Here is a 25,069-nt window from a genome sequence, read left to right as displayed (position 1 = left end):
TCGCGTTCCCCCGTGCGGCCTAGAAGCTGCCGCCGTCGCCGCCGAAGTCTCCTCCGCCGCCGAAACCTCCGCCGTCGCCGCCCCAGCCGCCGCCGAATCCGCCGCCACCGCCCCACCCGCCGCCATCGTGATGGTGGCCGCCGCTCAGGATCGAGTTGATGATGATGCCCCCGAGGATCGCGCCGGCGATTCCGCTGCCGTCTCGGCGGCCACCGAACATGCCGCCCGACCCGGGGCCCCCGCCCCAGCCAGCGAACTGGTCCACGTCCTGCTGCGCGATCTGGGCGGCCTGGCCTGCAAGGGCATTGGCCTGCTGCGCGTAGGCGAGGGCCGTCACCGGGTCGGACGTGGAGATCGAGAGGGCGTAGTCGAGGTTGCGCTGGGCCTCCGCGAGCCGCGTGCGGGCCTGGGTTCCCACGCCCCCGCGCCGGGCGGTGATGTAGTCGCTCACCGCGCTGATCTGGGCCTGTGCGCTCTGGATGGCCTGCTGGAGCGAGGCCTGCGCCCGCTGGGCCTGCTGCTGCTTGTCGCGCACTCCGGTCAGGGCCTCGTCGAGCTGGGTGTGCGCCGATTCGATGCGCGACAGGAGTGCGATGGGATCCGCCTTCGGACCAGCCATCTCGCGCTGCACGGTGCCGAGGGCCGCCTCGACCGCGGCCACGGGCCCGGTGAGCTCGGGGTGTTGGCCCTGGGCCGCCAAGGCCTTGGCCTGGGCAAGGTCGCCCTGCGTGTCCGCGAGGGCGCCGTCGATCTTCGCGTTCGCGTCATCGAGGGCCGCTGCGGCCTTGTCGATCGCGTCGAGCAGGACTCGCGCCTGGTGCAGGGCCTCCTCGCCGGCACGGACGGCGATGGCCGCCGGGCTGGTCTGTCCCTCGGCGAGCTTCTGCTGGGCCGTCCCCGCGGCGTTGGAGACGAACGCGAGGCGCTCCTGTGCCTGGGCGATGTTGTCCGCGACATGTTTGACGGCGGCGTCGGCGTACCTCGATTGGAGCCGGGTCAGCTCGGTCTGCGCTGCGGTGAGGCGCGACTGGGCCTCCGCCGCGCCCTTCCCGACGTCGCTGAGTGCCGCGGGGGCGTTCCGCTCGAGCTCCCTGAGGGCGTCGAAATCCGCCTTCTGCTCCGCGAGCGACGCGATCGCTGCCTCGGAGCGGCGGATGATGTCACCGAGCCACTGGCGCTGCTGCTCCTCGGTGTCGGGGATGTGGTCGTCGAGCTGCTGCTGGAGCTTGAACGACTCGCTCATGTGGGCCTTGGCGTCGGAGAGCGCCTTCGTGAAGTTGCCCACCGCCTCGGTGCCGTAGGAGGCTTCGGCGAAGCCGAGCTCCTGCTCGCTCGAGCGGATCGCATCGTCCGCGCGTACGAGGAGACCGCTCGCGCGCTTGCGCAGCTCGTCGACGCTCAGGCCCGCGAGCGGGTCGAGCTGGCCCTCGCCGGGGCCGATCTGGCCCTGAGCCCGGACTCCCGTCGTCCTGCGTCGGCGCGAGATGAGGTACGCGGCGCCCGCGCCGGCGACCACCACTCCGCCGCCCACGAGCCAGGGCGTCGCGTCCGCGCCGCCGGAGGAGACAGTGCCGCTGCCGCCGCCCGCGGCGTCACCGACGGCCTTGGCTGTGTCGATCGCGGCCTGGGCGTAGTCCTTCTTCCCGCCCGCCAGATTCGGGGTGACGGCGTTCTGCGCAATCGAGGAGATCTTCGGATAGACCTTGGTGTTCGAGGTGCTCGCCAGGATCTGGTACTGGCCCGATGTGGCGATGGCCAGCAGCACGTCGGAGCCGCCCATTCCGGTGTTCTTCGCGACAGCCTGCGCCCACGCTGTGCGGTCGGTCGGGTTGGTGAACGAGTCGACGATCACGACGTACAGGTTGGTGCGGTGCGAGGACAGGAGGTCGCTGATCGCCTTCTGGACGTCCGCCTTGCGTGAGCCGAGGGCACCCTGCGGGTCGACGATGTTGACCCCGGAGGGGACCGTGACGGGATCCGTGGCCCAGGCCGGCGTCAGCGCGGGGAAGAGCATCATGAAGGCCGCCGCGAGAGCAGCCAGGAGGGTCTTCGCCGTCGAACGCATGCGCCATTCCTCGAGTCAGCCCGGAGTCCCTGGCCCCGGGTCCGTGCATCCCCCCGCGCACGATGCGCTTGCTTGCAGAGGCGGCACGTACCTTGATTCTAGGGGCGCGGATCTGGCGGTGCACTCACGTGATGTGCGCCCGCAGAGAAACCGATGGGGGAGCATTACGCTTTCGGCGGACTCCCAGCAAGCTTCCAGAGAACAGAAGCGTCCGGCACAGCTTGGGGGACCATAGTGGGAGGAGTTCAGGGAAAGGACCCAGTGATGAATGAGAGCGATCCCCGCCCGGTGCCCGGCGCGGGAGCCCCCGACCCCCACGAGCAGGGCAGCTCGGCCGTCCAGCAGCCCAGCGTTCCGCCTGCCGAGGCGCCCCGGCACTCGGACGCCTCCACCCAGCCAGTGCCCCAGCACACGCAGACGCTCCCGCCCTACGGGCAGTCGACCCCCGGCGGGTCCGAGCCGAGGTACGGGCAGCGTGCCCCCCAGCAGGGAGAGGGCCCCCACGGCCAGCAGCCCCAGGGACAGGCCCCCCAGGGCGCCTACGGCCAGACCCCCCAGAACCACGCCCCCCAGGGCCCCTACGGCCAGCAGCCCCAGGGGCAGGCCCCCCAGTACGGCCAGCAGCACCCCCAGGGGCCCGCTCCGTACGGCCAACACCCCCAGTACGGGCAGCAGCCCCATCAGGGCTCAGCGTTCTTCCCGCCCCAGCCGCAGCAGCGGCCCACCCAGCGCCAGAAGGGGCGCTGGGGCACGGGCGTGCTCGTGGGCGGAATGCTCGTTGCAGGCCTCGTCGGCGGCGGCGTGGCCGCCGGGACGTCGGGCCTCTGGGCGCCGCGCGCCTCGAGCACGTCCACGCAGTCCCAGAATCCCAGCCCGGTCATCGTGAACAATCAGGACAGCGTCAACGCCGTGACCGCGGCGGCTGCGAAGGCCTCCCCGAGTGTCGTGACCATCGGCGTGACGTCCGGCAACTCCTCTGGCACGGGCTCCGGCGTCGTGCTCGACGACCAAGGCCACATCCTCACCAACACCCACGTCGTGACCCTCGACGGGCAGGTGGCCAACCCGACCATCGAGGTCCGGGCCAGCAACGGTGCCGTCTACAAGGCGACCGTGGTCGGCACGGACCCGCTGAGCGACCTCGCGGTCGTGAAGGTCGACGGCGCGAACCTCACCCCGATCACGTTCGGCGACTCGGGCAAGATCAATGTCGGTGATACCGCGATCGCCATCGGCGCCCCGCTGGGCCTCGACAACACGGTCACGGACGGCATTGTCTCGACGCTCAACCGCACCATCTCGGTCGCGTCCTCGGCCGCCCCGCAGGGCGGCGACAGCTCGCAGGGCAACGGCGGCGGGCAGGGCTTCCAGTTCGCGCCTCCGGGGCAGGGACAGTCCCAGCGGCAGCAGGCCGCGCAGAGCACGGTGAGCCTGAACGTCATCCAGACCGATGCCCCGATCAACCCGGGCAACTCCGGCGGGGCCCTCGTGAACAGCCAGGGCCAGCTGATCGGGATCAACGTAGCCATCGCCTCGACCGGCTCGAGCTCCTCAAGCTCGCAGTCCGGGAACATCGGCGTCGGCTTCAGCATCCCGGCGAACTACGCCCACCGGATCGCGAACGAGATCATCGCCAATGGCAAGGCCTCGCACGGCCAGCTCGGCGTGTCCGTTCAGGACTACAGCCCGAACGGGACGAACTCGTCCTTCTCGAGCGGTGCCCAGGTCGCCTCCGTGACGTCGGGCTCGGCTGCGGACAAGGCCGGCATCAAGCAGGGCGACGTCATCACGCAGTTCGCGGGCCTCTCCATCTCGGACGCCTCCGAGCTCACCGCGGCCGTCCGCCAGCAGGCGCCCGGCACCACCGTCAAGGCCACGATCCAGCGCAACGGGCAGTCGCAGGATGTGGACGTGACAGTGGGCTCCGCCCAGTAACCGGGCCGCGCGGGAGCCTCGAAGCACCAGCCGCCCCCCACTGATCCCTCCCCGAACACCGCGCGACGGCGCGTTCCGGCACCCAGCCGGGACGCGCCGTCGTGCGTCTGCCGGGACGGGGCGCCAGCGACGCCGCGCCCGCCCTGCGGGGGCAAAGGGCGCAGCGTCAGCGCAACGCGGCGTCAGAAAGGGAGGCGCCCCCGGCGGTGCGTGTGGTTAGCTAGGGCGTGCCCGGCATGCATGCCGCGGGCCGCGACGCAGCGCCCGCGGACCCCCGGGCGGCACCTGCCGCGGACGGTCCACGCCCACGGCACGTTCGCGAGTAGGGAAGGCCAAGGACTGTGGGAGACACCCTCAAGATCGTCGTGCTGGTCAAGCACGTCCCAGATGCGCAATTCGACCGTCACATCGGCGCTGAGCGCACCCTCGACCGCTCCGAGAGCATCCTCTCCGAGCTCGACGAGTACGCCCTCGAGGCCGCGCTGCAGCTCACGGATGCCCGCGGCGGCGACAAGGGCGGCAACGAGGTGATCGCCCTGACGATGGGCGGGCCCGACGCCGCCAACGCGCTGAAGAAGGCGCTGCAGATCGGTGCGAGCTCCGGGGTGCACCTCAGCGATGACGCCCTCGCGGGCTCCGACGCGGCCGCGACGTCCCTCGCGCTCGCCGCCGCCATCCGCTCGCTCGGCGATGTGGACATCGTCCTGACCGGCATGGCCTCCACCGACGGCGAGACCTCCCTCGTGCCGGCGCAGCTCGCCGAGCGGCTCGGCCTTCCGCAGCTCACGTTCGCCTCCTCGCTCGAGGTCGACGGCGCGACGGCCCGGATCCAGCGTGACGGGGACGGCGTGTCGGAGACTGTGGAGGCCGAGCTGCCCGTGCTCGTGTCCGTCACGGACCAGGCGAACGAGCCCCGCTACCCCAACTTCAAGGGCATCCTCGCGGCGAAGAAGAAGAAGATCGCCGCGCTGTCCCTCGGCGATCTGGCGCTCGACGCCGGCCAGGTCGGCTCCGCGGGGTCGCTCACCGCGGTCGAGTCGGCCCAGCCGCGTCCCGCGCGCGCCGCCGGCACGATCATCACCGACGAGGGCGACGCCGGCGTCAAGCTCGTCGACTTCCTGGCCGCACAGAAGCTCATCTGAGGGAGAGAAGACCATGACTGAATCGAACGTCCTCGTGGTCCTCGGCCGTGCCGGGGACTCCCTCAAGAAGGCCCAGCTCGAGCTCGTCGCCGCGGGCCGCGCCCTCGGCGACGTGGCGGTCGCCTCCACGGCCCCCGTCTCCGGCTCCGTCCGGGCCCAGCTCGGCGAGAGCGGCGTCACCACGGTCTACGTCCCCGAGGGCGCCGACCTTGCCGGGTACCTCGTGGGCCCGACGGCGGCGTGGCTCGCCGACGTCGTCGCCGCCGCTGGGGGCCAGCTGCGCGCGCTCCTGCTCGAGAACTCCGCGGACGGCAAGGAGGCCGCCGCGCGCCTCGGCGTCCGGCTGGGCGCAGGGGTCGTGACCGATGTGGTGGCGCTCGAATCGGACGGCACCGCCCACAAGTCCGTGCTCGCCGGCTCCTACGAGGTCCGCGCACGGGCCACGAGCGGCGTGGCGATCCTGACGCTCAAGCCCAACGCCGAGGTTGCCGCGCCGGCCCCGGTGGCCGCCGCCGCGGAGCTCGTCTCCGTGGCAGTCCCCGCCGACTCGCTGGCCCGCGCCGCCCGCATCACGGGCCGCACCCCGAAGGTCGCCTCGGGCCGTCCCGAGCTGACCGAGGCGCGCGTGGTCGTGGCCGGCGGCCGCGGCACGGACGGCGACTTCGGCCCCATCGAGGAGCTCGCCGACGCCCTCGGCGGCGCGGTCGGGGCCTCGAGGGCCGCGGCGGACGCCGGCTGGGTCAGCCACGACCTGCAGGTCGGGCAGACCGGCAAGACCGTCTCCCCGCAGCTGTACGTCTCCGCCGGCATCTCCGGCGCAATCCAGCAGAAGGCGGGCATGCAGACCTCGAAGGTCATCGTCGCCGTCAACGCTGATCCCGAGTCGCCGATCTTCGAGATCGCCGACTTCGGCGTGGTCGGGGACCTGTTCCAGGTCCTGCCGCAGGCGTCCGCCGAGATCAAACGGCGACGGGGCTAGTGGCTGCGCGAGGCCCGGGGCAGTCGAGCCCGTTCGATCCGGCGCGCCACGCCGTGCGCCGGGTCGTCGCGTTCGGCGCGCACCCAGACGACCTCGACTTCGGCGTCTCCGGCACCGTCGCCGCATGGACGGCCGCCGGGGTCGAGGTGCACTACTGCATCATGACGGACGGCGACGCGGGTGGCTTCGACCCGGAGCACCGCGCCAGCATCGTTGCCATGCGGCACGAGGAGCAACGCGGCGCCGCCGCGCTCGTCGGCGTGGCAGACGTGCACTTCCTTGGCTACCGCGACGGGTACCTCGAACCCACGCACGAGGTGATGCGCGACGTCGTCGAGCTCGTGCGGCGGGTGCGGCCCGACGTCGTGCTCGCGATGCACCCCGAGCGGAACTGGGACAGGATCCAGAAGTCCCACCCGGACCACCTTGCGTGCGGCGAGGCCGTGACGAGGGCGATGTACCCGGCCGTGGAGAATCCGTACGCGTACCCGGAACTGGCCGAGGCCGGGCTCGACGCGTACCGGCTCCCGTGGCTGTGGCTCTACGCGGGTCCCGCGGAGCGCACCAACCACTACTCGGACGTGAGCGGGTTCGTGGACACCAAGATTGCCGCCCTGCAGGTGCACATCAGCCAGCATCCGGACGTGGCCGCGATGGAGGACTCGGTGCGGACCCGGATGCGCGCCTCGGCGCACGACGGCGGCCTGCCCGCCGGGGCGTCCGCGGAGGAGTTCCACGTCGTCTCGGTCAACAACCCGGCGACGATCGCGGGCTTCTGACCCCGGTGCCGGGGCGCCCGCGGGTGCCGGGGCGCCCGCGGACGCCTCGGGGCCCCGTCAAATGGTGGGTTGAGCAGGGTCCGAAGGCCCGGCACCCTGCTCAACCCACCATTTCCGCGGGGGCGGGCCGGGCCGGCCGCGCCACCGATGGCCTCAGAGCTGGGCCCCGGCGTACCCGTTCTGCCGCCACGCCTCGTAGACGGCGATGGAGGCGGAGTTCGCGAGGTTGAGGGACCGCCGCGACGGGAGCATGGGGAGTCGGACCCGGGCGGTGACGCGCGGATCGTCGAGCACGTCCTGGGGCAGTCCGACCGACTCGGGGCCGAAGAACAGGACGTCGCCCGGCTCGTAGGCGACGTCCGCGAACGGCGTGTCCCCGTGGGACGTGAAGGCGAAGACGCGCGCGGGCAGGAGGGCGGCGAACGCATCGTCGAGCGTCTTGTGCACCGTCATGACGGCGAGATCGTGGTAGTCGAGGCCGGCGCGGCGCAGGTTCGCGTCCTCGAAGTTGAAGCCGAGGGGCTCGACGAGGTGCAGCTCGGACCCGGTGACCGCCGAGAGGCGGATCGCGTTGCCCGTGTTGCCGGGGATCTCGGGGGTGTAGAAGAGGATGCGGAACACGCCCTCCATCCTACGGGCGCCCCCCAGCGCCCCAGACCGCGCCCGCGCAGTGCAGCCCGCTCAGTGCAGCCCGGTCAGCAGGCGCGCGAGCGCGGGCACGAACACGACGTTCGGCTGCGGTCCCGAGCCCAGGAAGAACGTCAGCTCGCGGACGAACTTCGCAGCGTTGAGCGGCTCGATGCGCCCCTCGGCCCCGCGGCGGACGTCGATCACGGGCTCGTGCAGATTCTCCTCGGGCGTCAGGACCAGCACGAAACCCTGCACGTTGAGCTCGGGGAACAGCTCCTGGAAGTCGCGGACGTGCTCTGCCAGCCGTGGCGGCGCGACGACCCGGCCGCCGTGGATCAAGTGGGCGCCGTCCCACGCGTAGTTGCCGCGAGGCACGAGCATCGAGTCCACGAGCGCGAGGCGGTACCCCGCGAGGACCGCGTGAGCGACGTGCGAGGAGTCGGAGGGGGAGCGGAGTCCGTTCAGCAGCCGTGCGGACGGGATCGCGGACAGCACACGCCGGCGGATGAGCGCGGCCGTGCGCTGCTCGCGCTGGATCCTGGCATCGGCCCCGAACAGGCCGCGCCGCCTCGGCACCCCGTGCTCGGACCGCGCAGCGACCTCCGCCGGCACGAGCGGCATGGTCCCCGGGGCGAACGGCGGGATGTAGACCGCCGGCTCGCCCGCCGGGTTGCGCTGCCCGGAGGGACGCCGTCGGGGATCCAGGTCCGCGCGGAACCCGCCGCCCGCCGTCGTGCGCCCGGATGCGGACGACGACGCCCCCTCGCCTCCCGCTCCGCCGCGGGCGGTCGCCCCGCTGGGCCCCTCGCGCTGGGGCGTCGACGTGAAGTAGCTGCGGTCGTAGGCCGCGCGGGAGGCGGCGTGGGAGAGGACCTCGTAGGCGAGTGTGACGCGCCGGAACTCGGCGACGTCTCCGCCGTGGTCCGGGTGGTGGGCACGGGCCGCGCGGCGGTAGGCGCGCCTGATCTCGCTCTCGCTCGCGGTCACGGGCACGCCGAGCACCTCGTAATGGGATGGGACGTGGCCGGGCATGGCTCCATCGTAGGGTGGCGCGCTGGCCCCCGGTTGAGCGTTGCGCTGGCGCCGGCTGGGATAATCCAGCGCATGCCCTCTCGGAGTCCTCTCAGGCTGGCCCTGGCCGTCAATCCCACAGCCCACGCCGGCCTCGGTGAGGCGCGCGCCCGCGAGGCCGCCGCGGTGCTGCGCGGGCGCGGAGCCGAGGTGACCGAGCTGCGGCGGGGATCGGCCTCCGAGCTCGCGGCCGCCGCGATGCAGTCGCTGCCGGACGCCGATGCGGTCGTCGTGGTGGGAGGGGACGGTGCCGTGAACCTCATGGCGAACGTGCTCGCAGGGACGGGCATCCCGCTGGGTGTGATCCCTGCCGGGACGGGGAACGACGTCGCCCGCCTCCTGGGTGTGCCGCTCGCCTCGGTCGATGATGCCGTCACCGTGCTCCTGTCCGCGCTCGAGGAGGGGCCGCGCGTCCTCGACCTGGGGCGGATCGACTGGGCAGGCGGCCACCGGCACTACGTGGCCGTGGCCTCGGCGGGCTTCGACTCCCGGGTCAACGAGCGCGCGAACGCGTGGCGCTGGCCCCGCGGGCAGGCCCGCTACACCCTCGCCGTCCTGCGGGAGCTCGTCTCCTTCCGGCCCATCCCGTTCGAGCTCGTGGTGGACGGCGCCGGGATGGCGCAGCGGGCCATGCTCGTCTCGGTGGCGAATGGCCCCTCGTTCGGCGGGGGCATGAGAGTCGCGCCGGGCGCCCGAGCGGACGACGGCCTCCTGGATCTGGTGGTGGTCCGGCCCCTGTCCATCCCGGCGTTCCTCGCCGTCTTCCCCAAGGTGTTCCGCGGGGCACACGTGGGGCACCCCGCAGTCGAGCTGAGCACCGTGCGCAGCGTGGGGATCGGCGGGCCGGGGGTCGTGGTCTACGCCGACGGCGAGAGGGTCACCGGTGACCCGGTGACCATCTCCGTGGCGCCCCGGGCCCTGGCAGTCCTGGCGGCGCCCGGGGTGTAGCCCCGGCCCGTGCCGTGCGGCTACGCCGTGCGGGAGGAGAGCCTGTTGAGGGCGAGCGCGCCCACCAGGAGGCCGAAGTCGCGCAGGGCGACGTCGAACCCGTGCCCGAGGACGAGCAGGTTCACGATGATCCCGGCGAGCCAGAGCGCGACCACGAGCGAACCCCACCGCGGCTTCCATGCCACGACGAGGCCGGCCACGATCTCGACCGCGCCGACGATGTACATGAACGCCTGGGCGCTGATCGGGACGATCGCCGTGGCGAGCGGCGCCAAGTAGTTGGGCCAGTAGGTGAGCAGGTTGAAGAACTTGTCGAGGCCGAACAGGATCGGCGCGACGACGTAGAGGGTCCTGAGCAGGTAATAGGCCTGGTCGGCCGGCGCTATCGCGCGGGCACCGGTGCGCGCGGCCCGCGCGCTGCGGATCCTGCCGTGGTGCTGGGCTGAAGTGGCTGACATGGGACGCTCCTTCCAAAGCGGACAGTTTCGATTTTAGAAAGAGGGGGCGTCTAAAACAAGAGAATCGCGTTTTGGATGTACAGTGGTGGCATGTCCGGCAATCCTGCCCCCTCGTGGCGCGAGCGGCTCGGCGCGCTCGCCTCGCTCGGCGAGGACCGCCGTCGTGCGCTCTACCTGTACGTGCGAGAGGCGCGGCGACCCGTAGGCCGGGACGAGGCGGCGGACGCCGCCGGGATCTCTCGCGCCGCCGCGGCGGCACACCTCGACCGGCTCGTGGACGACGGCGTGCTCACCGCGACGTTCTCCAAGCCCTCCTCGCGGCGCGGACCCGGATCGGGGAGGCCGTCCAAGTTCTACGAGGCGGCCCTCACGGAAGTGGTTGCGGCCGTCCCCGAGCGCTCGTACGAGCTCGCCGGCGAGCTCCTCGCCGCGGCGGCGGAACGGTCCATGGTGGCCGGTGCGCCCATCTCCGAGGCCCTCGCGGCCGTGGGCCACGAACGAGGAGAGGCCCTCGGCGCCGAGCACGGGAGCATCGAGGCCGTGCTCGATGCGGCCGGCTACGAGCCGATCCCCGGCGCGGAGGGGGCGATCGAGCTGGGCAACTGCCCCTTCCACCGTCTCTCGCGCGGGTACCGCGACGTGGTGTGCAGCCTCAACGGCGCCCTCCTGACCGGCGCCCTCGCAGGCTGTGGCGACTCCGCGCGGTGCGTCGAGGCCGTCGAGCCCGGGGCCGAAGGGCCAGAGGGCATCCAGCACGAGTGCTGCGCACGGATCGTCGCCGCGCCAGGTCGTCCCTGACGCCTACAGTTGACGTGTGCCCGTCTACCTCGACCACGCCGCCACGACGCCCGTGACCCCCGCCGCGCTCGCGGCGTACACCGCACAGATCGCGCGCGGCGGCAACCCCTCGTCCCTGCACGCCGCCGGACAGGCCGCGCGCCGGGTGCTCGAGGATGCCCGCGAGTCCCTCGCGGCGTCCCTCGGGGCGCACGCCACCGAGGTGGTCTTCGTCTCAGGCGGAACCGAGGCGGACAACCTCGCCGTGAAGGGCCTGTACTGGTCGCGCCGAGCCGAGGACCCGCGGCGTCATCGCATCCTCTGCTCGAGCATCGAGCACCACGCGGTCGCGGACACCGTTGAGTGGCTCGAGAAGCACGAGGGCGCGGAGGCCGTCTGGATCCCGTGCGACGCCGCGGGCGCCACGAGCCTGGATGCGCTGCGCGCCGCGATCGCCATGGACCCGGACACGGTGGCGCTCGTCGCGCTCATGTGGGCGAACAACGAGGTCGGCACGGTGCAGCCCGTCCGCGAGGCCGCCGCGATCGCCGCCGAGCACGGCATCCCCGTCCACTCCGACGCCGTCCAGGCCTTCGGGCACCTCGACCTCTCCTTCGCGGCGTCAGGGCTCGCGACGATGGCCGTCAGCGGGCACAAGCTCGGCGCCGCCCGTCGGGGTGGGTGCCCTCGCGGTGCGCCGCGACGTCGCGCTCACCCCGCTCCTCCACGGCGGCGGCCAGCAGCGGGGCCTCCGCTCGGGGACGCTCGACGCCGCCGGTGCCGCCTCGTTCGCGGTAGCGGCGCACGACGCCGTCGCACGCCTTCCCGAGGAGTCCCGCCGCCTCGCGGGGCTGAGGGACAGGCTCCTGGCGGGCATCGTACGGGAGGTGCCGGGCGCCGTCGTGAGCGGTCCGGCCACGGGTGCGCGGGGCCCCGGCGCGGACGACGCCCAGGGCGCCGCGAGGCTTCCGGGGATCGCCCACCTGACGTTCCCGGGGTGCGAGGGGGACTCGCTCCTGTTCCTCCTGGACATGGCGGGCATCGCCACGTCGACCGGGTCTGCGTGCACGGCCGGGGTACCGCGGCCCTCGCACGTCCTGCTCGCGATGGGGCGCACGGAGGACGAGGCGCGCGGATCCCAGCGCTTCAGCCTCGGCTGGAACTCCACGGAGGCCGACGTCGATGCCCTCCTCGCCGCGATCGGGCCCGCCGCCGCGCAGGCCCGCGCGGCCGGGATGGCCGGGCACGCGAGCCGGATCGAGACCGCGAGCACCCGCGGGAGGTGACCCCCGGGAGGTGACCCCCGGGAGGGGACCTTCAGACGCCGGCGAGCTCCGCGAGCGGCACCGACGGGTCGCCGAGCCGCACCGGGTCAACGGGGGCGCGGGAGGAGATGAGCGCCTTGATGGCCTTCTGCTGGCGGGAGGTGTTCACGTTCATCCCGCCCACCACCGCGCCGTCCCGGAGCCACAGGGCCACGAAGCCCTCCCTCACGGAGTCGACGGTGTCGATCGAGCCGCGCAGGACGAGCTGGGCGCCGTGGACGAGCTGCCAGTAGCCGGAGTACTCCATGCTCAGCCCGGCCTGGTCCGTGTAGAAGTAGGGGGCGATGTCCAGCTGTGCATCCTGGCCGAGCATCGCCTTGCCGGCGACCCTGCCGCCGTTGAGCGCGTTGGACCAGTGCTCACTGCGCACATGCTCCCGGGTGAACGGCTGGAGCGAGGACGCGACGTCGCCCGCGGCGAAGACGTCCTCGGCACTCGTGCGCAGCGACGCGTCGGTCACGATGCCGTTGCGGACCGCGATCCTGGCCTCCTCGGCCAGCGCAGTGTCCGGCTCCACCCCGACGGACACGACCACGAGGTCCGCGGCGACGCGCTCGCTCGTGTGGAGCACGACGCCGGCGACCCCGCCGTCGCCGCCCGCCAGGAACGCCACGGGGTGCGCGCCGAGCCTGAACGCCACCCCCTCGGACTCGAGGTTGCGCCGGAACACCTCGGCGAGGGCCGGCTCGAGCTGCCGCAGCACCGTGGTGTGCCTGCCGAGGACCGTCACGTCATTGCCGTACTCGCGCGCCGCGGCGGCCACCTCGAAGCCGATCCAGCCAGTGCCCACGATCACGACGTGCCGGCCTCCGCCGGCGAGCTCGTTGCGCAGGGCGAGGGAGTCCTCGAAGCGCCGCAGCGTGTGGATCCCCTCGAGCTCGGCCCCGGGAAGGTCGAGGGTCCGGGGCTGGGCTCCCGTTGCGATGAGCAGCTTCGAATAGGGCAGGAGCGCGCCGTCCTCGAGCCGGAGCATGTGCGCAGCCGGGATGATCTGCGCGGCCCGTTCGCCGAGGAGGACCTCGACGTCGTTCTCGCTGTACCAGCCGGGCGGGTTGACGTCCAGCTCCGCCTCGCGGCCCGTCCCTTTGAGGAACTCTTTGGACAGCGGCGGCCGGAGGTACGGGTTCCGGCGCTCGGCGGCGATGATCCGGATGGGGTCCTCGAAGCCCTCCTGGCGGAGGGCCTTCGCGGCGCTTCCCGCGGCGAGGCCGCCACCGGCGATGAGAATCGGCTGCACAGTTCCTCCCTGCACTTCGTCCCAGCGGGACGACCTCGCGGCCCCGCCCGCGGATGCCCGGGTCACCCTCGACGCTAGAATAGACCGGTGCGAGTTCTGGCAGCCATGAGCGGGGGAGTGGATTCCGCGGTCGCCGCTGCCCGCGCCGTCGAGGCGGGGCACGACGTCGTCGGCGTCCACCTTGCGCTCAACCGCATGCCCGGCACGCTGCGCACCGGATCGCGCGGGTGCTGCACGATCGAGGATTCGAACGACGCATGGCGAGCATGTGACAGGCTCGGGATCCCCTTCTACGTCTGGGACTTCTCCGAGCGGTTCAAGGCCGACGTGGTGGACGACTTCGTCGCTGAGTACGCCGCCGGCCGCACCCCGAACCCGTGCATGCGCTGCAACGAGCGCATCAAGTTCGCCGCCCTTCTCGAGAAGGCCCTCGCGCTCGGCTTCGACGCCGTCTGCACCGGCCACTATGCCAGGGTGGTCCGCGACCCGGAGGGGAATCCCGAGCTCCACCGCGCGGCGGACTGGGCCAAGGACCAGTCCTACGTCCTCGGCGTCCTCACGGCCGAGCAGCTCGATCACTGCCTCTTCCCCCTCGCGGACACCCCCTCCAAGGCCGAGGTGCGGGCCGAGGCCGAGCGCCGCGGACTGTCCGTGGCGGCCAAGCCGGACAGCCACGACATCTGCTTCATCTCCGACGGCGACACCCGCGGCTGGCTCGCGGAGCAGATCGAGATGGCCCCGGGCGACATCGTCGACGAGACCGGTGCGAAGGTCGGCGAGCACGGCGGTGCGAACGCCTTCACCGTGGGCCAGCGCAAGGGACTGCGCCTCGGCCGCCCGGCCCCGGACGGCAAGCCCCGGTTCGTGCTCGAGATCCGGCCCAAGGACAACATGGTGGTCGTCGGCCCCGAGCGCCTCCTGGCCGTCGGCGAGATCCGCGGCATCCGCGTCTCGTGGGCCGGGAGCCCTCCCGCTGAGGCCACCGGCGCCCGATGGGGCGAGGAATTCGCGTGCGACGTCCAGGTGCGTGCGCACGGCGACCCCGTGCCCGCCCGTGCGCGCCTCGAGGCCGGCCCGTCGCGCCACGCAGGGGCGGACAGTGCACAGGCGCACGACGCCGTGCTGGTCGTCACGCTCGACGTTCCCCTCCGCGGGGTCGCGCCCGGGCAGACGATTGTCCTCTACCAGGGCACCCGCGTCCTGGGCCAGGCGACCATCGACGCCGCGCGCTCGCGGGACCGCGTCGCCTGAGGGCCTCCGGGCTCCCCGACCTCCACACCGGTCCCTTCCCCGCACACCCGCTTCCTGCCATCATGGGCCCGAGGTCTCGCTCCATTTGAGGGGAGGCGGGCATGGCGCCCGACGAGATGCAGCCGGGCGTCGGCTACGGCGCCGAGCTCATCGACCTTTCCGTGCTCGCCGAGGGGCCCTTCACGGGGCGCCCGCCGGCGCTGGCCTCAGTGAGGGTGCCTCTCGAGAGGGTGCGCAGCGGCCCCATCGGCGCCCGGCTCGACGTGAGGGTGCGCCGCCCCGGCCAAGACGACGCCAAGCCCGTGTCCCTCTCGCTCGACGGCGCGCTCTGGGGCATCGACGACGTCGCGCCGAACGAGGACCTCGATGAGCTCCTGGGCGACAGCCGCTTCCTCGCCCAGCACGTCTACGGCGTTGCGTCGGACACGCTGCAGGCATTCGAGCGCACCATGGGCCGCCGGCTCTCGTGGGCCGGCGGGCACCGCCTCCGCATCGACGCGTACGCGTCGGTGGACTTCCGCGAGACGGGCTACGACACGCAGTCCAAGGCCATCCGGTTCGGGCACCGCGCCGACCCCCGCAGCGCCCGGCACGTCCCGATGGCCCTGTACCGTGACCTCGTGGCGCACGAGGTCACCCACGCGATCCTCGACGGCTACCGCCCACGGTGGGCGGACGCCCGGGCGCTGCTCGACGGCTACGCACTGCATGAGGCGATCGCCGACCTGACGGCCATGCTCTCGGTGTTCTCGAGTGCCGGCCGTGTCGAGCAGATGCTCGCAGCGGGGTCCGCAGGAGCCAAGGCCGGTCGCGACATCGATGAGAAGATCCTCCGGTCCGGCCTCTTCGGGCTCGCGGACGGCCTGTTCTCCCGCGGCGCGGTCCGGCGCCCCCTCGACCGCGCGGTCCCGCTCGAGTGGCAGCTCGATCCCGAACCGCACGCCCGCGGCGAGATCGTGGTCCAGGCGGTCCTGAATACCGTGGTGGCACTGTGGAAGCAACGGCTCGACTACCCCGGAGGCAGGGCGAGCAGATACCAGATCGCCGCGTCCGGGGCCAAGGTGGGGCAGCAGATCCTGCAGATGGTGCTCCGCTCGCTTGCTTACCTGCCGCCGGTGGACCCGACGTGGACGGACCTCCTGCGCGCCATCCTCGCCTCGGACCTCGTGATGATGCCGGACGACACCCCGCCCCGCTCCGGGGGCAACGACAGCCACGCCAAGGGCTACCGGGAGACCCTCCGGGACGCCTTCTGGGACATCGACCTCTCCACCGACCCCGATGCTCGGCTCGACGGCCTCGACAATCTGGAGGGTCTCAGATACCCGGTCCGCCTCTCGGCGCTCGCCTCTGACCCCGAGGAGGTCAACCGCTTCATCTGGGCGAACCCGCGGCTCATGCGGGCCATGGACCTCGACGAGCAGGCGGGGGTGCGCGTTGACCGGGTGCGTCCCACCATCCGTGTGGGCCCGGACGGCTTTGTGGTCTCCGAGATCTGCGCCTCGTTCGTCCAGGAGGTCACCCTGACGCGTCGCGAGGCACGGGACCGGCTCGGGCTGCGCACCGAAGCCGAGTACATCACCGTGCGCGGCGGCGCGACCCTGCGGTTCGACGAGGGCGGGAGGCTCTGCTTCGCCGCACTCAAGCCCGTCATGGACGCGCAGCGGCAGCAGAAGCGGGCCGAGACCGCGCGCGCGGAGAGCGCGGCCTCGGCCGGCGCGCCCGTGGGATTCCACACGTCGGGTGAGCGCGAGGAACCCGGCGGAGGCTGAGGCTCGGGCCCTGTGGTGCTCAGACGGAGGCCGTCAGTGCCCCCACACCGCCTGACGCTGCGCGGCCGTGCCCTCGAGCTGGGCGCGCTGTTCGAACCGGGCCGCCTGGAGGGACGCGCTGACGATCCGGTGCGTCTCGGCGCGTGACACCTCGGGCTGGGCCGAAAGTGCCTCGAGCAGGAAGTGCGTGAACGCGCCGCCATACCGACCGTTGAAGGGCGAGTCCGCCGCGGTCTGGTCGGCGCGGCAGGCCGCGAACAGTACGGGTCCGGGCCCGGCCGCCACGAGGTCGCGGAAGCCCCGCCGCCCCGAGGCAGCGGGGACGCCGGCGTCGGCCGTCGTCGGCGGTGCCAGATACCGTGCCCGGCTGCCGGGATGGAGGCGGAACGCCCGCAGCCCGGTTCCGCTGTGGCAGGTGTCGAGCACCACGTCCGCCGGCACTTCGGCGGGCACGCGGGAGAACAGCGCATGCAGCTCGTCGTCGACGATCACGCTCGTGCGGTCCCACCCGTCGCCCATCACCGCGATGTCGTAGGCAGCGAGCGCCTCGTCCATCTGGTCGGCCTCGTCGGGATCGTCCGCGTTGTCTGGTATCTGGGTGCCGTGGGTCGAGAACGTGAACACGAGGCGGTCGAGCGCTCCCGCGGCGGCCTTCTCGACCATGTCGGTGAGCGCTCCCAGAACGGCGGACTTCGTGGCGGCAGCGTCCGTCAGGACGGTCACCTCGGAGGATGCGAAGCCGAAGCGGCCGGTCAGGACGGATGCGATGTCCGTGGCGTCGTTGACGCATCCGGCCAGCCAGTTCTCCTCGGGCAGCCGGGCGAAGCGGTTGATCCCCACACACAGGGCCGCGCGAGCCATGGCGTCCTCTTTCCCGGGCCCAGCTCCCTGACAACAGGGTAGGCCTTCCGTTCGCGCGCCGTACACCGCCCGGACGACTGGACGGAATCTGGGGCCCCTAGTCTGCCGCTGTCCACCCCATCCCCGAAGGAGAATCCGTGCCCTTCCGCCTTGGCCCCACTCGTGCCCGCGTCGCTGCACTCGCCGCGATGGCCCTCACCGTGCCTGTCGCGGCCGCGCTCGCCGTCCCCGCCGTAGCGGCGCCCGCAGCGCCGGCCGCTCCCGCGGGCAACGCGAAGGCCGCCTTCAGCTTCGCCGTCATCGGCGACACGCCGTACGGCGCGGACGCCTTCGCGGCGTTCCCGGCCCATGTGGCACAGCTCAACGCCGACACCTCGCTCGACTTCGTAGTCCATGTGGGGGACATCAAGAACGGCTCGAGCGAGTGCACGGACGAGTACTTCGCCCAGATCCGCGCAGACTTCGACGCGTTCACCCATCCGCTCGTGTACACGCCCGGCGACAACGAGTGGACGGACTGCCACCGCAAGAACAACGGCGCCTACAACCCGCTCGAGCGGCTCGCGAAGATCCGCGAGGTGTTCTTCAGCGCCCCGGGCAAGACCCTCGGCGCGACTATGCCCGTCACGAGCCAGGCAGACCAGGGCCTGCCCGAGAACGTGACGTTCTCCAAGAACCGCGTCGCATTCGCCGCGATCAACGTGCCGGGCAGCAACAACGCGTCCCAGCCGTGGGACGGCCTCGGCAAGAAGGCCGAGACGCCCGAGCAGGCCGCCGAGGTGCAGAAGCGCACGGACGCGGACATCGCCGAGGTCAGGCAGACGTTCGCCCAGGCGAAGCAGCGGAACGACCGCGCCGTCGTGATCTTCCAGCAGGCCGACATGTTCGATCCGACCTACACCCCCACGGCCAACGACATCAGCGCCTTCACTCCGCTCGTGCGGACCCTCATCACGGAGTCCAACGGATTCGACGGCCCGGTGTACCTCTTCAACGGCGACAGCCACGTGTTCAATCAGGACAGGCCGCTCGCGGCGGGCTCGTCGTGGCTCACGGCCTACGGTGTCACGGGCAGCGCGGACAACCTGACCCGCGTCACGATCGACGGTTCGGGCAGGGCCACGGATTACCTCAAGGTCGATGTCGCCGCCAACGGCAAGGTTGGTGTGGCGGGCAGCTCCAGCCGCGGCCAGACGGTGCTCAGCTGGGACCGCGTGTCCTTCTCGAAGTAGCGGAGGCCACCTCGAACGGTGCGGGCGACGGCGTGCGGCGAGTGCCGCCGTCGTCCGCACCGCCTAGCCGGTTCCGACCCCAAAAGGTCACCGTTCGGTCTCGATGATTCAAAGAACCGTTTCACTTCACTGAATCAGTGATTGAATCGGGTCATCAGACTGTGCTGCGGGTCACCCGGGTTGGGGCCAGCGTGACCCAGGCACGGCCACGACTCGACAAGAGAAGGTCATCGATGTCAAAGACCACATCGGCCGTGCGGAGCGCCATCGCGCTCGCCGGCGCCTCCCTGCTCGCGCTGACGGCGTGCACCGGGCCGTCCGGGGGTACGTCCTCGAGCGGCTCCGCAGCCTCGGGCGGCCCCATCACGGTCGGAACCACCGACAAGGTCACGTTCCTGGATCCCGCCGGCTCCTATGACAACGGCTCGTTCATGGTCATGAACCAGATCTATCCGTTCCTCCTGAACTCGAAGCCCGGAAGCGCCGAGCCGCAGCCGGACATCGCGACGTCGGCCTCGTTCACGTCGCCCACCGAGTACACCGTCAAGCTCAAGAGCGGACTCAAGTGGGCCAACGGCGACGCGCTGGACTCCGCGGACGTGAAGTTCTCGTTCGACCGCCAGGTCAAGATCAACGACCCGAACGGCCCGGCCTCGCTGCTCGACAACCTCGCGAGCGTGGACGCCCCGGATGCCACTACCGTGGTCTTCCACCTCAAGCAGGGCAACGACCAGACGTTCCCGCAGGTGCTCACCGGCCCCGTCGGTCCGATCGTGGACCACAACGTGTTCCCCGCCGACAAGGTCATGAATGACGAGGACATCATCTCGAAGAAGGCCTTCGCAGGCCCGTACACGATCTCCTCGTACCAGAAGAACCAGCTCGTCTCCTTCAAGGCGAACCCGGACTACCAGGGCCTGCTCGGCAAGCCCGCGACGGACACGGTCAACCTCAAGTACTACTCGGACTCGAACAACCTGAAGCTCGATGTCCAGCAGGGCAACATCGACGTCGCCTGGCGCTCGCTGACGGCCACCGACGTGGACAGCCTGGCCAAGGACTCGAAGGTCGCTGTCCACAAGGGCCCCGGCGGCGAGATCCGCTATATCGTGTTCAACTTCGACACGATGCCGTACGGCGCAAAGACCCCCCAGGCCGACCCGGCCAAGTCCCTCGCCGTCCGCCAGGCCATGGCGGACCTCGTGGACCGCGAGGCCATCGCGACCCAGGTCTACAAGGGCACCTACACCCCGCTGTACTCCTACGTTCCGGACGGATTCCTCGGCGCCACGACCCCGCTGAAGTCCATGTACGGGGACGGCAACGGCAAGCCCAGCGCGGACAAGGCAAAGAAGGCCCTCACCGACGCCGGAATCACGAGCCCGGTGACCCTGAACCTGCAGTACAACCCGGACCACTACGGGACGTCCTCCGGCGATGAGTACGCGCTCGTGAAGCAGCAGCTCGAGGCCGGCGGCCTGTTCAAGGTCAACCTGCAGTCCACCGAGTGGGTCACCTACGCGAAGGACCGCACCAAGGACGTGTACCCGATGTACCAGCTCGGATGGTTCCCGGACTTCTCCGACTCGGACAACTACCTCACGCCGTTCTTCACCGCGAACAACTTCCTGAAGAACCACTACAGCAACACGACCGTCCAGGACCTCATCGCCAAGGAGGCAACCAACCCGGACAAGGCGTCCCGGACGCAGCAGCTCGGGCAGATCCAGGAGGATGTGGCCAAGGACCTCTCGACCCTGCCTCTCCTGCAGGGCTCGCAGGTCGCCGTCTCCGGCAAGGACGTCAAGGGCGTCGACTCGACGCTCGACCCGTCGTTCAAGTTCCGCCTCGGCGTCCTGAGCAAGTAAGAGAGTTCTCGACTAGCTAGACCAGAGCAGCGGCGGGATGCTTGGTGCATCCCGCCGCTTCACTGCGAGAGAGACCCCAATGACTGCATTCACAGAAGCACCCCCAGAAGCCGCGGGTGTCCCAGAGCCTGCTGCCAAGACCAAGGGCGGCGGCGGACTGCTGACCTATCTCGTGATCCGCTTCCTGCTGATCATCCCGACCATCCTCATCCTCGTCACGATGGTCTTCTTCCTCATGAGGATCACCGGCGACCCCATCACCGCGGCCCTCGGCGGCCGCCTCCCCGCGGACCAGCTGCAGATCCGCATCCACGAGGCCGGCTACGACCGGCCGATCATGATCCAGTACTTCGAGTACCTGGGACAGCTCCTCACCGGCAACTTCGGGCGCACCATCTCCGACAACCGTGCTGTGACAGACATGCTCACGACGTTCGGCTCGGCGACACTCGAGCTCGCGATCAACGCGGTCATCGTCGCGCTCATCGTGGGCATCCCCCTCGGGATGATCGCCGCACACCGCCGTGACAAGGCGTCCGACGCCGTGCTGCGCGTGTTCGCGATCCTGTTCTACGCGACGCCGGTCTTCTTCGCCGGGCTCCTGCTCAAGCTCGTGTTCGGGGTGTGGCTGGGCTGGACCCCCATCGCAGGGCGCGCAACGACCACCACCGAGCTCGCGCTCACGCAGCTGTCGGCGCCCACCGGCATCTACTGGCTCGACGCTCTCCGCAGCGGCAACATGGACGCGTTCTGGGACGTCGAGCGGCACGCGATCCTCCCGGCGATCGCGCTCGGCCTGCTCACCGCAGGCGTGTTCCTGCGGCTCGTGCGCACCAACCTCATCGGCACGTCGGCAAGGACTACGTCGAGGCGGGCCGCTCGCGTGGTGTCAGCGAGTTCCGCCTCGTGACCAAGCACGCGTACAAGCCCGCGCTCATCCCGATCATCACGGTCATGGGCCTTCAGATCGCGCTCCTCCTCGGCGGCGCGGTCCTCACCGAGACGACCTTCGAGTGGAAGGGCCTCGGCTTCCAGCTGGCCCAGTACCTGACGGCGCGCGACTTCGTCGCAGTGCAGGGCATCGTGGTGCTCCTGGCCGTCATCGTGGCCGTCACGAACTTCATCGTGGACGTCATCGCCGCCCTCATCGACCCGAGAGTGAGGTACTGATGACTGCCCCCACCCCGTCCCATCCGTCCGCCACGGCGGCGCCGGAGATCGAGCGCAAGGACCCGCTCTGGACCAAGATCCCCGTGCTGGCACAGGTCCGCATGAGCGCCGGAGTCCAGCGGACCATGCTCATCGCCGGCCTGACCCTCACCGGCATCTTCGTGGTGTTCGCCATCTTCGCCCCGCTCATCGCGCCCTACGGCTACTCGCAGCTGGCCGACGCGAGCGGCAACTTCCCCGCCCAGGACCCGCCGAGCGCCGCGCACATCTGGGGCACGACCGTCGGCGGCTACGACGTGTTCTCCCGCGTCGTGTGGGGCACCCAGACCGCCATCCTGGTGATCATCGTCGCCGTCATCCTGTCGATCTTCCTCGGCGTGGCACTCGGACTCGTCTCCGGCTATTTCGGCGGGTGGCTGGACAGGATCCTCGTGGTCATCGCCGACGCCATCTACGCGTTCCCGTCGCTGCTGGTCGCCATCGTGATGTCGATTGTCATCAGCCATGGTCAGTCCAGCCTGTGGGGCGGCATCTTCGCCGCCGCGATCTCGATCACCGTCGTCTTCATCCCGCAGTACTTCCGCGTCGTCCGGGCGGAGGCGATCCGCCTCAAGGCCGAGCCGTTCGTGGAGTCGGCCAAGGTCATCGGAGCGTCCAGCTGGCGCATCATGGCGCGGCACGTATTCCGCAACGCGACCCGCAGCATTCCGCTGATCTTCACACTCAACGCCTCTGAGGCGATCCTGACCCTCGCGGGCCTCGGTTTCCTCGGCTTCGGCATCGAGCCCACGAGCGCCGCCGAGTGGGGCTACGACCTGAGCAAGGCGACGGCGGACGTGACTGCCGGGATCTGGTGGACCGGCGTCTTCCCGGGCCTCGCCATCGTCCTGACCGTCCTGGGCCTGACGCTCGTGGGCGAGAGCATGAACGACCTCGCGGACGCGCGGATCCGCACGCGCGGCAAGAAGAAGAGCGCGGCCAAGGGCGCCCAGAAGGCCCCGGGCGCCGTCGTCCCGAGCACGGAAGGGGGTGCCGCGTGAGCGAGGATCTCGGCACGGCATCGGCCCAGCGGACCGAGCCGGTCCTGGATATCGACGACCTCGAGGTGACGTTCGCCACGGATGCGGGGGACGTCAACGCCGTGCGCGGCGTGAGCCTCGACGTCCGCGCGGGGGAGGTCGTCGCCGTCGTCGGCGAGTCCGGCTCCGGCAAGACCGTCACCGCGAAGACCATCCTTGGGCTCCTGCCCGAGACGGCGACGAGTTCCGGCGCCGTCGTGATCAACGGCCACAACGTGATCTCGCTTGGCGCATCGAAGCTCCGTGAGCTGCGGGGCCGCGACGTCGCGATGGTGTTCCAGGAGCCGTCCACGGCCCTCAACCCTGTCTTCACCGTCGGCTGGCAGATCGCCGAGGGCATCAGGGCGCACCACGCTCGGGAAGGGGCGGACGGCCGGGGGAGGAGGCCGTCGCGGAAGGAGGCCAAGGAGCGGGCGATCGAGGCGCTGCGGAAGGTCGGGATCCCCGACCCAGAGAAGCGCGTCGACTACTACCCCCACCAGTTCTCCGGTGGGCAGAAGCAGCGCGTGGTCATCGCCGCCGCGCTCGCGCTCGACCCCGAGCTGATCGTCGCCGACGAGCCCACGACCGCGCTCGACGTGACCGTGCAGGCCGAGATCCTCGAGCTCCTGCGGGACCTGCGCGACCTCTACGGGACCTCGATCGTCCTCATCACGCACAACATGGGCGTCGTCGCTGACCTCGCCGACCGCGTCGTCGTCATGTACCAGGGTGAGGTCGTCGAGGAGGCGCCGGTCAAGACGCTGTTCGCGTCCCCGCGCGAGGACTACACGCGCCGCCTGCTCGACGCCGTCCCGCATCTGGGGCGCGACTCTGCCTCCGAGGGGGCCACGGAGCGGCTGCGTCAGCGCGGGGAGGTCCTCGTCGAGGCCAAGGCGCTCGACATCACCTATCCCGGACGCCTCGGCACGCCGCCGTTCCGCGCCGTGCAGGACGTGTCCTTCACGGTCCGCGCCGGCGAGGTGTTCGGTCTGGTCGGGGAGTCCGGCTCGGGGAAGACGACGATCGGGCGCGCGATCGCGGGCCTCAACCGCGCCACGGGAGGCAGCCTCAAGGTCCTCGGGCACGAGATGGTCGGCTTCAAGGAACGTGAGTTCCGACCCGTCCGGAAGGACATCGGCTTCGTCTTCCAGGACCCCGCGGCGTCGTTCAACCCCCAGCTGACCATCGGGGAGTGCATCGCGGAGCCGCTGATCGTCCACCTGGACCTCGGGCAGGTCCAGGTGCGGCGCCGCGTCGGCGAGCTCCTCGAGTCGGTCCAGCTGCCGGCCACGTACGCGGCGCGGTACCCGCACGAGCTCTCGGGCGGACAGCGGCAGCGGGCATCGCTCGCACGGGCGCTCGCGCTCGAGCCGAAGCTGTTGGTTGCGGACGAGCCGACCTCGGCCCTGGACGTCTCCGTCCAGGCCAAGGTGCTCGAGCTGTTCCGCGAGATCCAGGCCGAACTGGGCTTCGCCGCCCTGTTCATCAGCCATGACCTCGCGGTGGTGGACCAGCTCAGCCACTGGGTCGGCGTGCTGTACAAGGGCAGGATGGTCGAGCAGGGGATCGGAAGCCAGGTGATGGGCGCGCCGCAGCACGACTACACGAAGCGGCTCATCGCGTCCCTGCCCGTGCCCGACCCGGTCGAGCAGGCGGAGCGGCGGAGGGCGCACCGGGCACTGCTCGGCCTCTAGCCGCGAAGGGCCGCGCAGCCACAGGGACATGACTCCTCACCGCACCACCGGATGAGGGGTCATGTCCCTGAGCCGTCTGGGGCCGGGTGGTGTCAGGGGATCGGGCGTCAGGCGTCGTTGCTGCCGACGAGGCGGATGTTGAACTCCGCCGTCCCCAGGGCGCCCATGAGCTCAAGCCACAGGGGAAGGTACATCTCGAGACCGCGGGAAGCGCGGATTCCGCCCAGATCGCGGATCCTCTCCCGCCGCCACCCGAGCTCGGCCAGGAGGTCCGACACCTGGGCTTTGGCGCCCACGTCCTCGCCGGCCACGAAGATGTCGTGGATCCCGCTCCCCACGCGCTCGGGGTTCACCATGACCGAGGCGTTGACGGTGTTGAGCGCCTTGACGACCCGCAGGCCAGGGTGGGCGCGTTGGATCATCTCGCCCATGCTGTCGTGGTGCGGAACGGCCAGCGACGGCGGGAAGCCCGCGGAGAAGTCGAGGGCGTTCGAGACATCCAGCAGCACCTTCGAGCCGAGCCGATCGTCCCCGACCTGTGCCAGGACGCCCAGGCTCGCGGCGCCCGGCGTCGCGTTGACGAGGATGTCTCCCGCTTCGGCCGCCTCTGCGTATCCGGCCGAGACGGCGCCGTGCGATGACGCCCACGCCACGGCCTCCGGCTTGGCAGGGTCCCTGCCCCCGATCGTCACCTCGTGCCCGTGCGCGCGGAATCCGGTGCCGAGCGTCCGGCCGACCGTGCCGCTGCCAAGAATTCCGATGTTCATCATGCCTCCGTCCACCCACCGGACGGCCGCCCGGCAGCTTCTGCATA

General features: G+C 71.1%; 19 protein-coding genes and 2 pseudogenes. 14 read left to right on the top strand and 7 right to left on the bottom strand.

Annotation, left to right across the window (positions count from 1 at the left end):
* Positions 1-19: 19 nt before the first annotated feature.
* Positions 20-2,065: a TPM domain-containing protein gene (locus tag SCMU_RS13240; protein WP_229229597.1), complete on the bottom strand. Its 2,046-nt coding sequence runs from the start codon at positions 2,063-2,065 to the stop codon at positions 20-22.
* 264 nt (positions 2,066-2,329) lie between these two features.
* Here SCMU_RS13240 and SCMU_RS13235 point away from each other — a divergent pair, with 264 nt between their 5' ends.
* The 4 genes from SCMU_RS13235 to SCMU_RS13220 all read left to right on the top strand — a co-directional run bounded on the left by SCMU_RS13235 (position 2,330) and on the right by SCMU_RS13220 (position 6,900).
* Entirely contained in the window at positions 2,330-4,000 is a 1,671-nt protein-coding gene (locus SCMU_RS13235; protein ID WP_229229596.1) for a S1C family serine protease, read from the top strand.
* 341 nt (positions 4,001-4,341) lie between these two features.
* On the top strand, positions 4,342-5,142 hold the full coding sequence (locus tag SCMU_RS13230) for an electron transfer flavoprotein subunit beta/FixA family protein (RefSeq protein ID WP_229229595.1): 801 nt from the start codon (positions 4,342-4,344) through the stop codon (positions 5,140-5,142).
* Positions 5,143-5,155: 13 nt separating this feature from the next.
* Positions 5,156-6,121 carry an electron transfer flavoprotein subunit alpha/FixB family protein gene (locus SCMU_RS13225; protein WP_229229594.1) on the top strand — a complete coding sequence of 322 codons (966 nt, stop codon included), beginning with the start codon at positions 5,156-5,158 and terminating at the stop codon, positions 6,119-6,121.
* The gene (locus tag SCMU_RS13220; RefSeq protein ID WP_229229593.1) at positions 6,121-6,900 is read left to right on the top strand and encodes a PIG-L deacetylase family protein; all 780 of its coding nucleotides are present in this window, start codon (positions 6,121-6,123) and stop codon (positions 6,898-6,900) included. The genes SCMU_RS13225 and SCMU_RS13220 overlap by 1 nt, the downstream gene beginning before the upstream one ends.
* Positions 6,901-7,053: 153 nt before the next feature.
* On the opposite strand, the gene SCMU_RS13215 is transcribed toward SCMU_RS13220, so the two are convergent.
* Positions 7,054-7,521, bottom strand: a complete 468-nt coding sequence (locus tag SCMU_RS13215; RefSeq protein WP_229229592.1) for a tRNA (cytidine(34)-2'-O)-methyltransferase — start codon at positions 7,519-7,521, stop codon at positions 7,054-7,056.
* 60 nt (positions 7,522-7,581) lie between these two features.
* A complete protein-coding gene (locus SCMU_RS13210) occupies positions 7,582-8,562 on the bottom strand; it encodes a J domain-containing protein (protein ID WP_229229591.1) in 981 nt (326 codons plus the stop codon).
* A 72-nt stretch (positions 8,563-8,634) separates the two neighbouring features.
* Here SCMU_RS13210 and SCMU_RS13205 point away from each other — a divergent pair, with 72 nt between their 5' ends.
* Positions 8,635-9,549, top strand: coding sequence for a diacylglycerol/lipid kinase family protein (locus SCMU_RS13205; RefSeq protein WP_229229590.1), 915 nt, complete (start codon positions 8,635-8,637; stop codon positions 9,547-9,549).
* Between the two features lie 20 nt (positions 9,550-9,569).
* Here SCMU_RS13205 and SCMU_RS13200 read toward each other — a convergent pair whose 3' ends face one another.
* A complete protein-coding gene (locus SCMU_RS13200) occupies positions 9,570-10,007 on the bottom strand; it encodes a hypothetical protein (protein WP_229229589.1) in 438 nt (145 codons plus the stop codon).
* A 90-nt stretch (positions 10,008-10,097) separates the two neighbouring features.
* On the opposite strand from SCMU_RS13200, the gene SCMU_RS13195 reads away from it, so the two are divergent.
* Together SCMU_RS13195 and SCMU_RS13190 are read left to right on the top strand one after the other, a co-directional pair.
* The gene (locus SCMU_RS13195; protein WP_229229588.1) at positions 10,098-10,805 is read left to right on the top strand and encodes a helix-turn-helix domain-containing protein; all 708 of its coding nucleotides are present in this window, start codon (positions 10,098-10,100) and stop codon (positions 10,803-10,805) included.
* A 16-nt stretch (positions 10,806-10,821) separates the two neighbouring features.
* A pseudogene (locus SCMU_RS13190) lies at positions 10,822-12,070 on the top strand (cysteine desulfurase family protein).
* A gap of 31 nt (positions 12,071-12,101) precedes the next feature.
* On the opposite strand, the gene SCMU_RS13185 reads toward SCMU_RS13190, so the two are convergent.
* On the bottom strand, positions 12,102-13,346 hold the full coding sequence (locus tag SCMU_RS13185; RefSeq protein ID WP_229229587.1) for an NAD(P)/FAD-dependent oxidoreductase: 1,245 nt from the start codon (positions 13,344-13,346) through the stop codon (positions 12,102-12,104).
* A gap of 87 nt (positions 13,347-13,433) precedes the next feature.
* Here SCMU_RS13185 and mnmA point away from each other — a divergent pair, with 87 nt between their 5' ends.
* Together mnmA and SCMU_RS13175 are read left to right on the top strand one after the other, a co-directional pair.
* Entirely contained in the window at positions 13,434-14,597 is a 1,164-nt protein-coding gene (mnmA, locus tag SCMU_RS13180; RefSeq protein WP_229229586.1) for a tRNA 2-thiouridine(34) synthase MnmA, read from the top strand.
* Positions 14,598-14,698: 101 nt separating this feature from the next.
* On the top strand, positions 14,699-16,369 hold the full coding sequence (locus tag SCMU_RS13175; protein ID WP_229229585.1) for a gluzincin family metallopeptidase: 1,671 nt from the start codon (positions 14,699-14,701) through the stop codon (positions 16,367-16,369).
* Positions 16,370-16,402: 33 nt separating this feature from the next.
* Here the strand turns inward: SCMU_RS13175 and SCMU_RS13170 are convergent, their stop codons facing one another.
* A complete protein-coding gene (locus SCMU_RS13170) occupies positions 16,403-17,230 on the bottom strand; it encodes a caspase family protein (protein ID WP_229229584.1) in 828 nt (275 codons plus the stop codon).
* 137 nt (positions 17,231-17,367) lie between these two features.
* Here SCMU_RS13170 and SCMU_RS13165 point away from each other — a divergent pair, with 137 nt between their 5' ends.
* The 5 genes and pseudogenes from SCMU_RS13165 (at position 17,368) to SCMU_RS13145 (ending at position 24,255) form a co-directional block, all read left to right on the top strand.
* On the top strand, positions 17,368-18,462 hold the full coding sequence (locus SCMU_RS13165) for a metallophosphoesterase family protein (protein ID WP_229229583.1): 1,095 nt from the start codon (positions 17,368-17,370) through the stop codon (positions 18,460-18,462).
* 233 nt (positions 18,463-18,695) lie between these two features.
* A complete protein-coding gene (locus tag SCMU_RS13160; protein WP_229229582.1) occupies positions 18,696-20,330 on the top strand; it encodes an ABC transporter substrate-binding protein in 1,635 nt (544 codons plus the stop codon).
* A 79-nt stretch (positions 20,331-20,409) separates the two neighbouring features.
* Positions 20,410-21,500: pseudogene (locus SCMU_RS13155) on the top strand (ABC transporter permease).
* Positions 21,500-22,540: an ABC transporter permease gene (locus SCMU_RS13150; protein WP_229229581.1), complete on the top strand. Its 1,041-nt coding sequence runs from the start codon at positions 21,500-21,502 to the stop codon at positions 22,538-22,540. The pseudogene SCMU_RS13155 and the gene SCMU_RS13150 overlap by 1 nt, the downstream one beginning before the upstream one ends.
* The gene (locus SCMU_RS13145) at positions 22,537-24,255 is read left to right on the top strand and encodes a dipeptide ABC transporter ATP-binding protein (RefSeq protein WP_371829596.1); all 1,719 of its coding nucleotides are present in this window, start codon (positions 22,537-22,539) and stop codon (positions 24,253-24,255) included. The genes SCMU_RS13150 and SCMU_RS13145 overlap by 4 nt, the downstream gene beginning before the upstream one ends.
* Before the next feature lie 107 nt (positions 24,256-24,362).
* Here SCMU_RS13145 and SCMU_RS13140 read toward each other — a convergent pair whose 3' ends face one another.
* On the bottom strand, positions 24,363-25,022 hold the full coding sequence (locus SCMU_RS13140) for an NADPH-dependent F420 reductase (protein WP_229229580.1): 660 nt from the start codon (positions 25,020-25,022) through the stop codon (positions 24,363-24,365).
* Positions 25,023-25,069: the final 47 nt, after the last annotated feature.

The sequence above is a fragment of the Sinomonas cyclohexanicum genome, from assembly GCF_020886775.1.
Taxonomy (GTDB): Bacteria; Actinomycetota; Actinomycetes; order Actinomycetales; family Micrococcaceae; genus Sinomonas; species Sinomonas cyclohexanicum.
The sequence above is the reverse complement of the archived record's forward strand: the minus strand, read 5'-3'. Positions and strand labels throughout refer to the sequence as shown.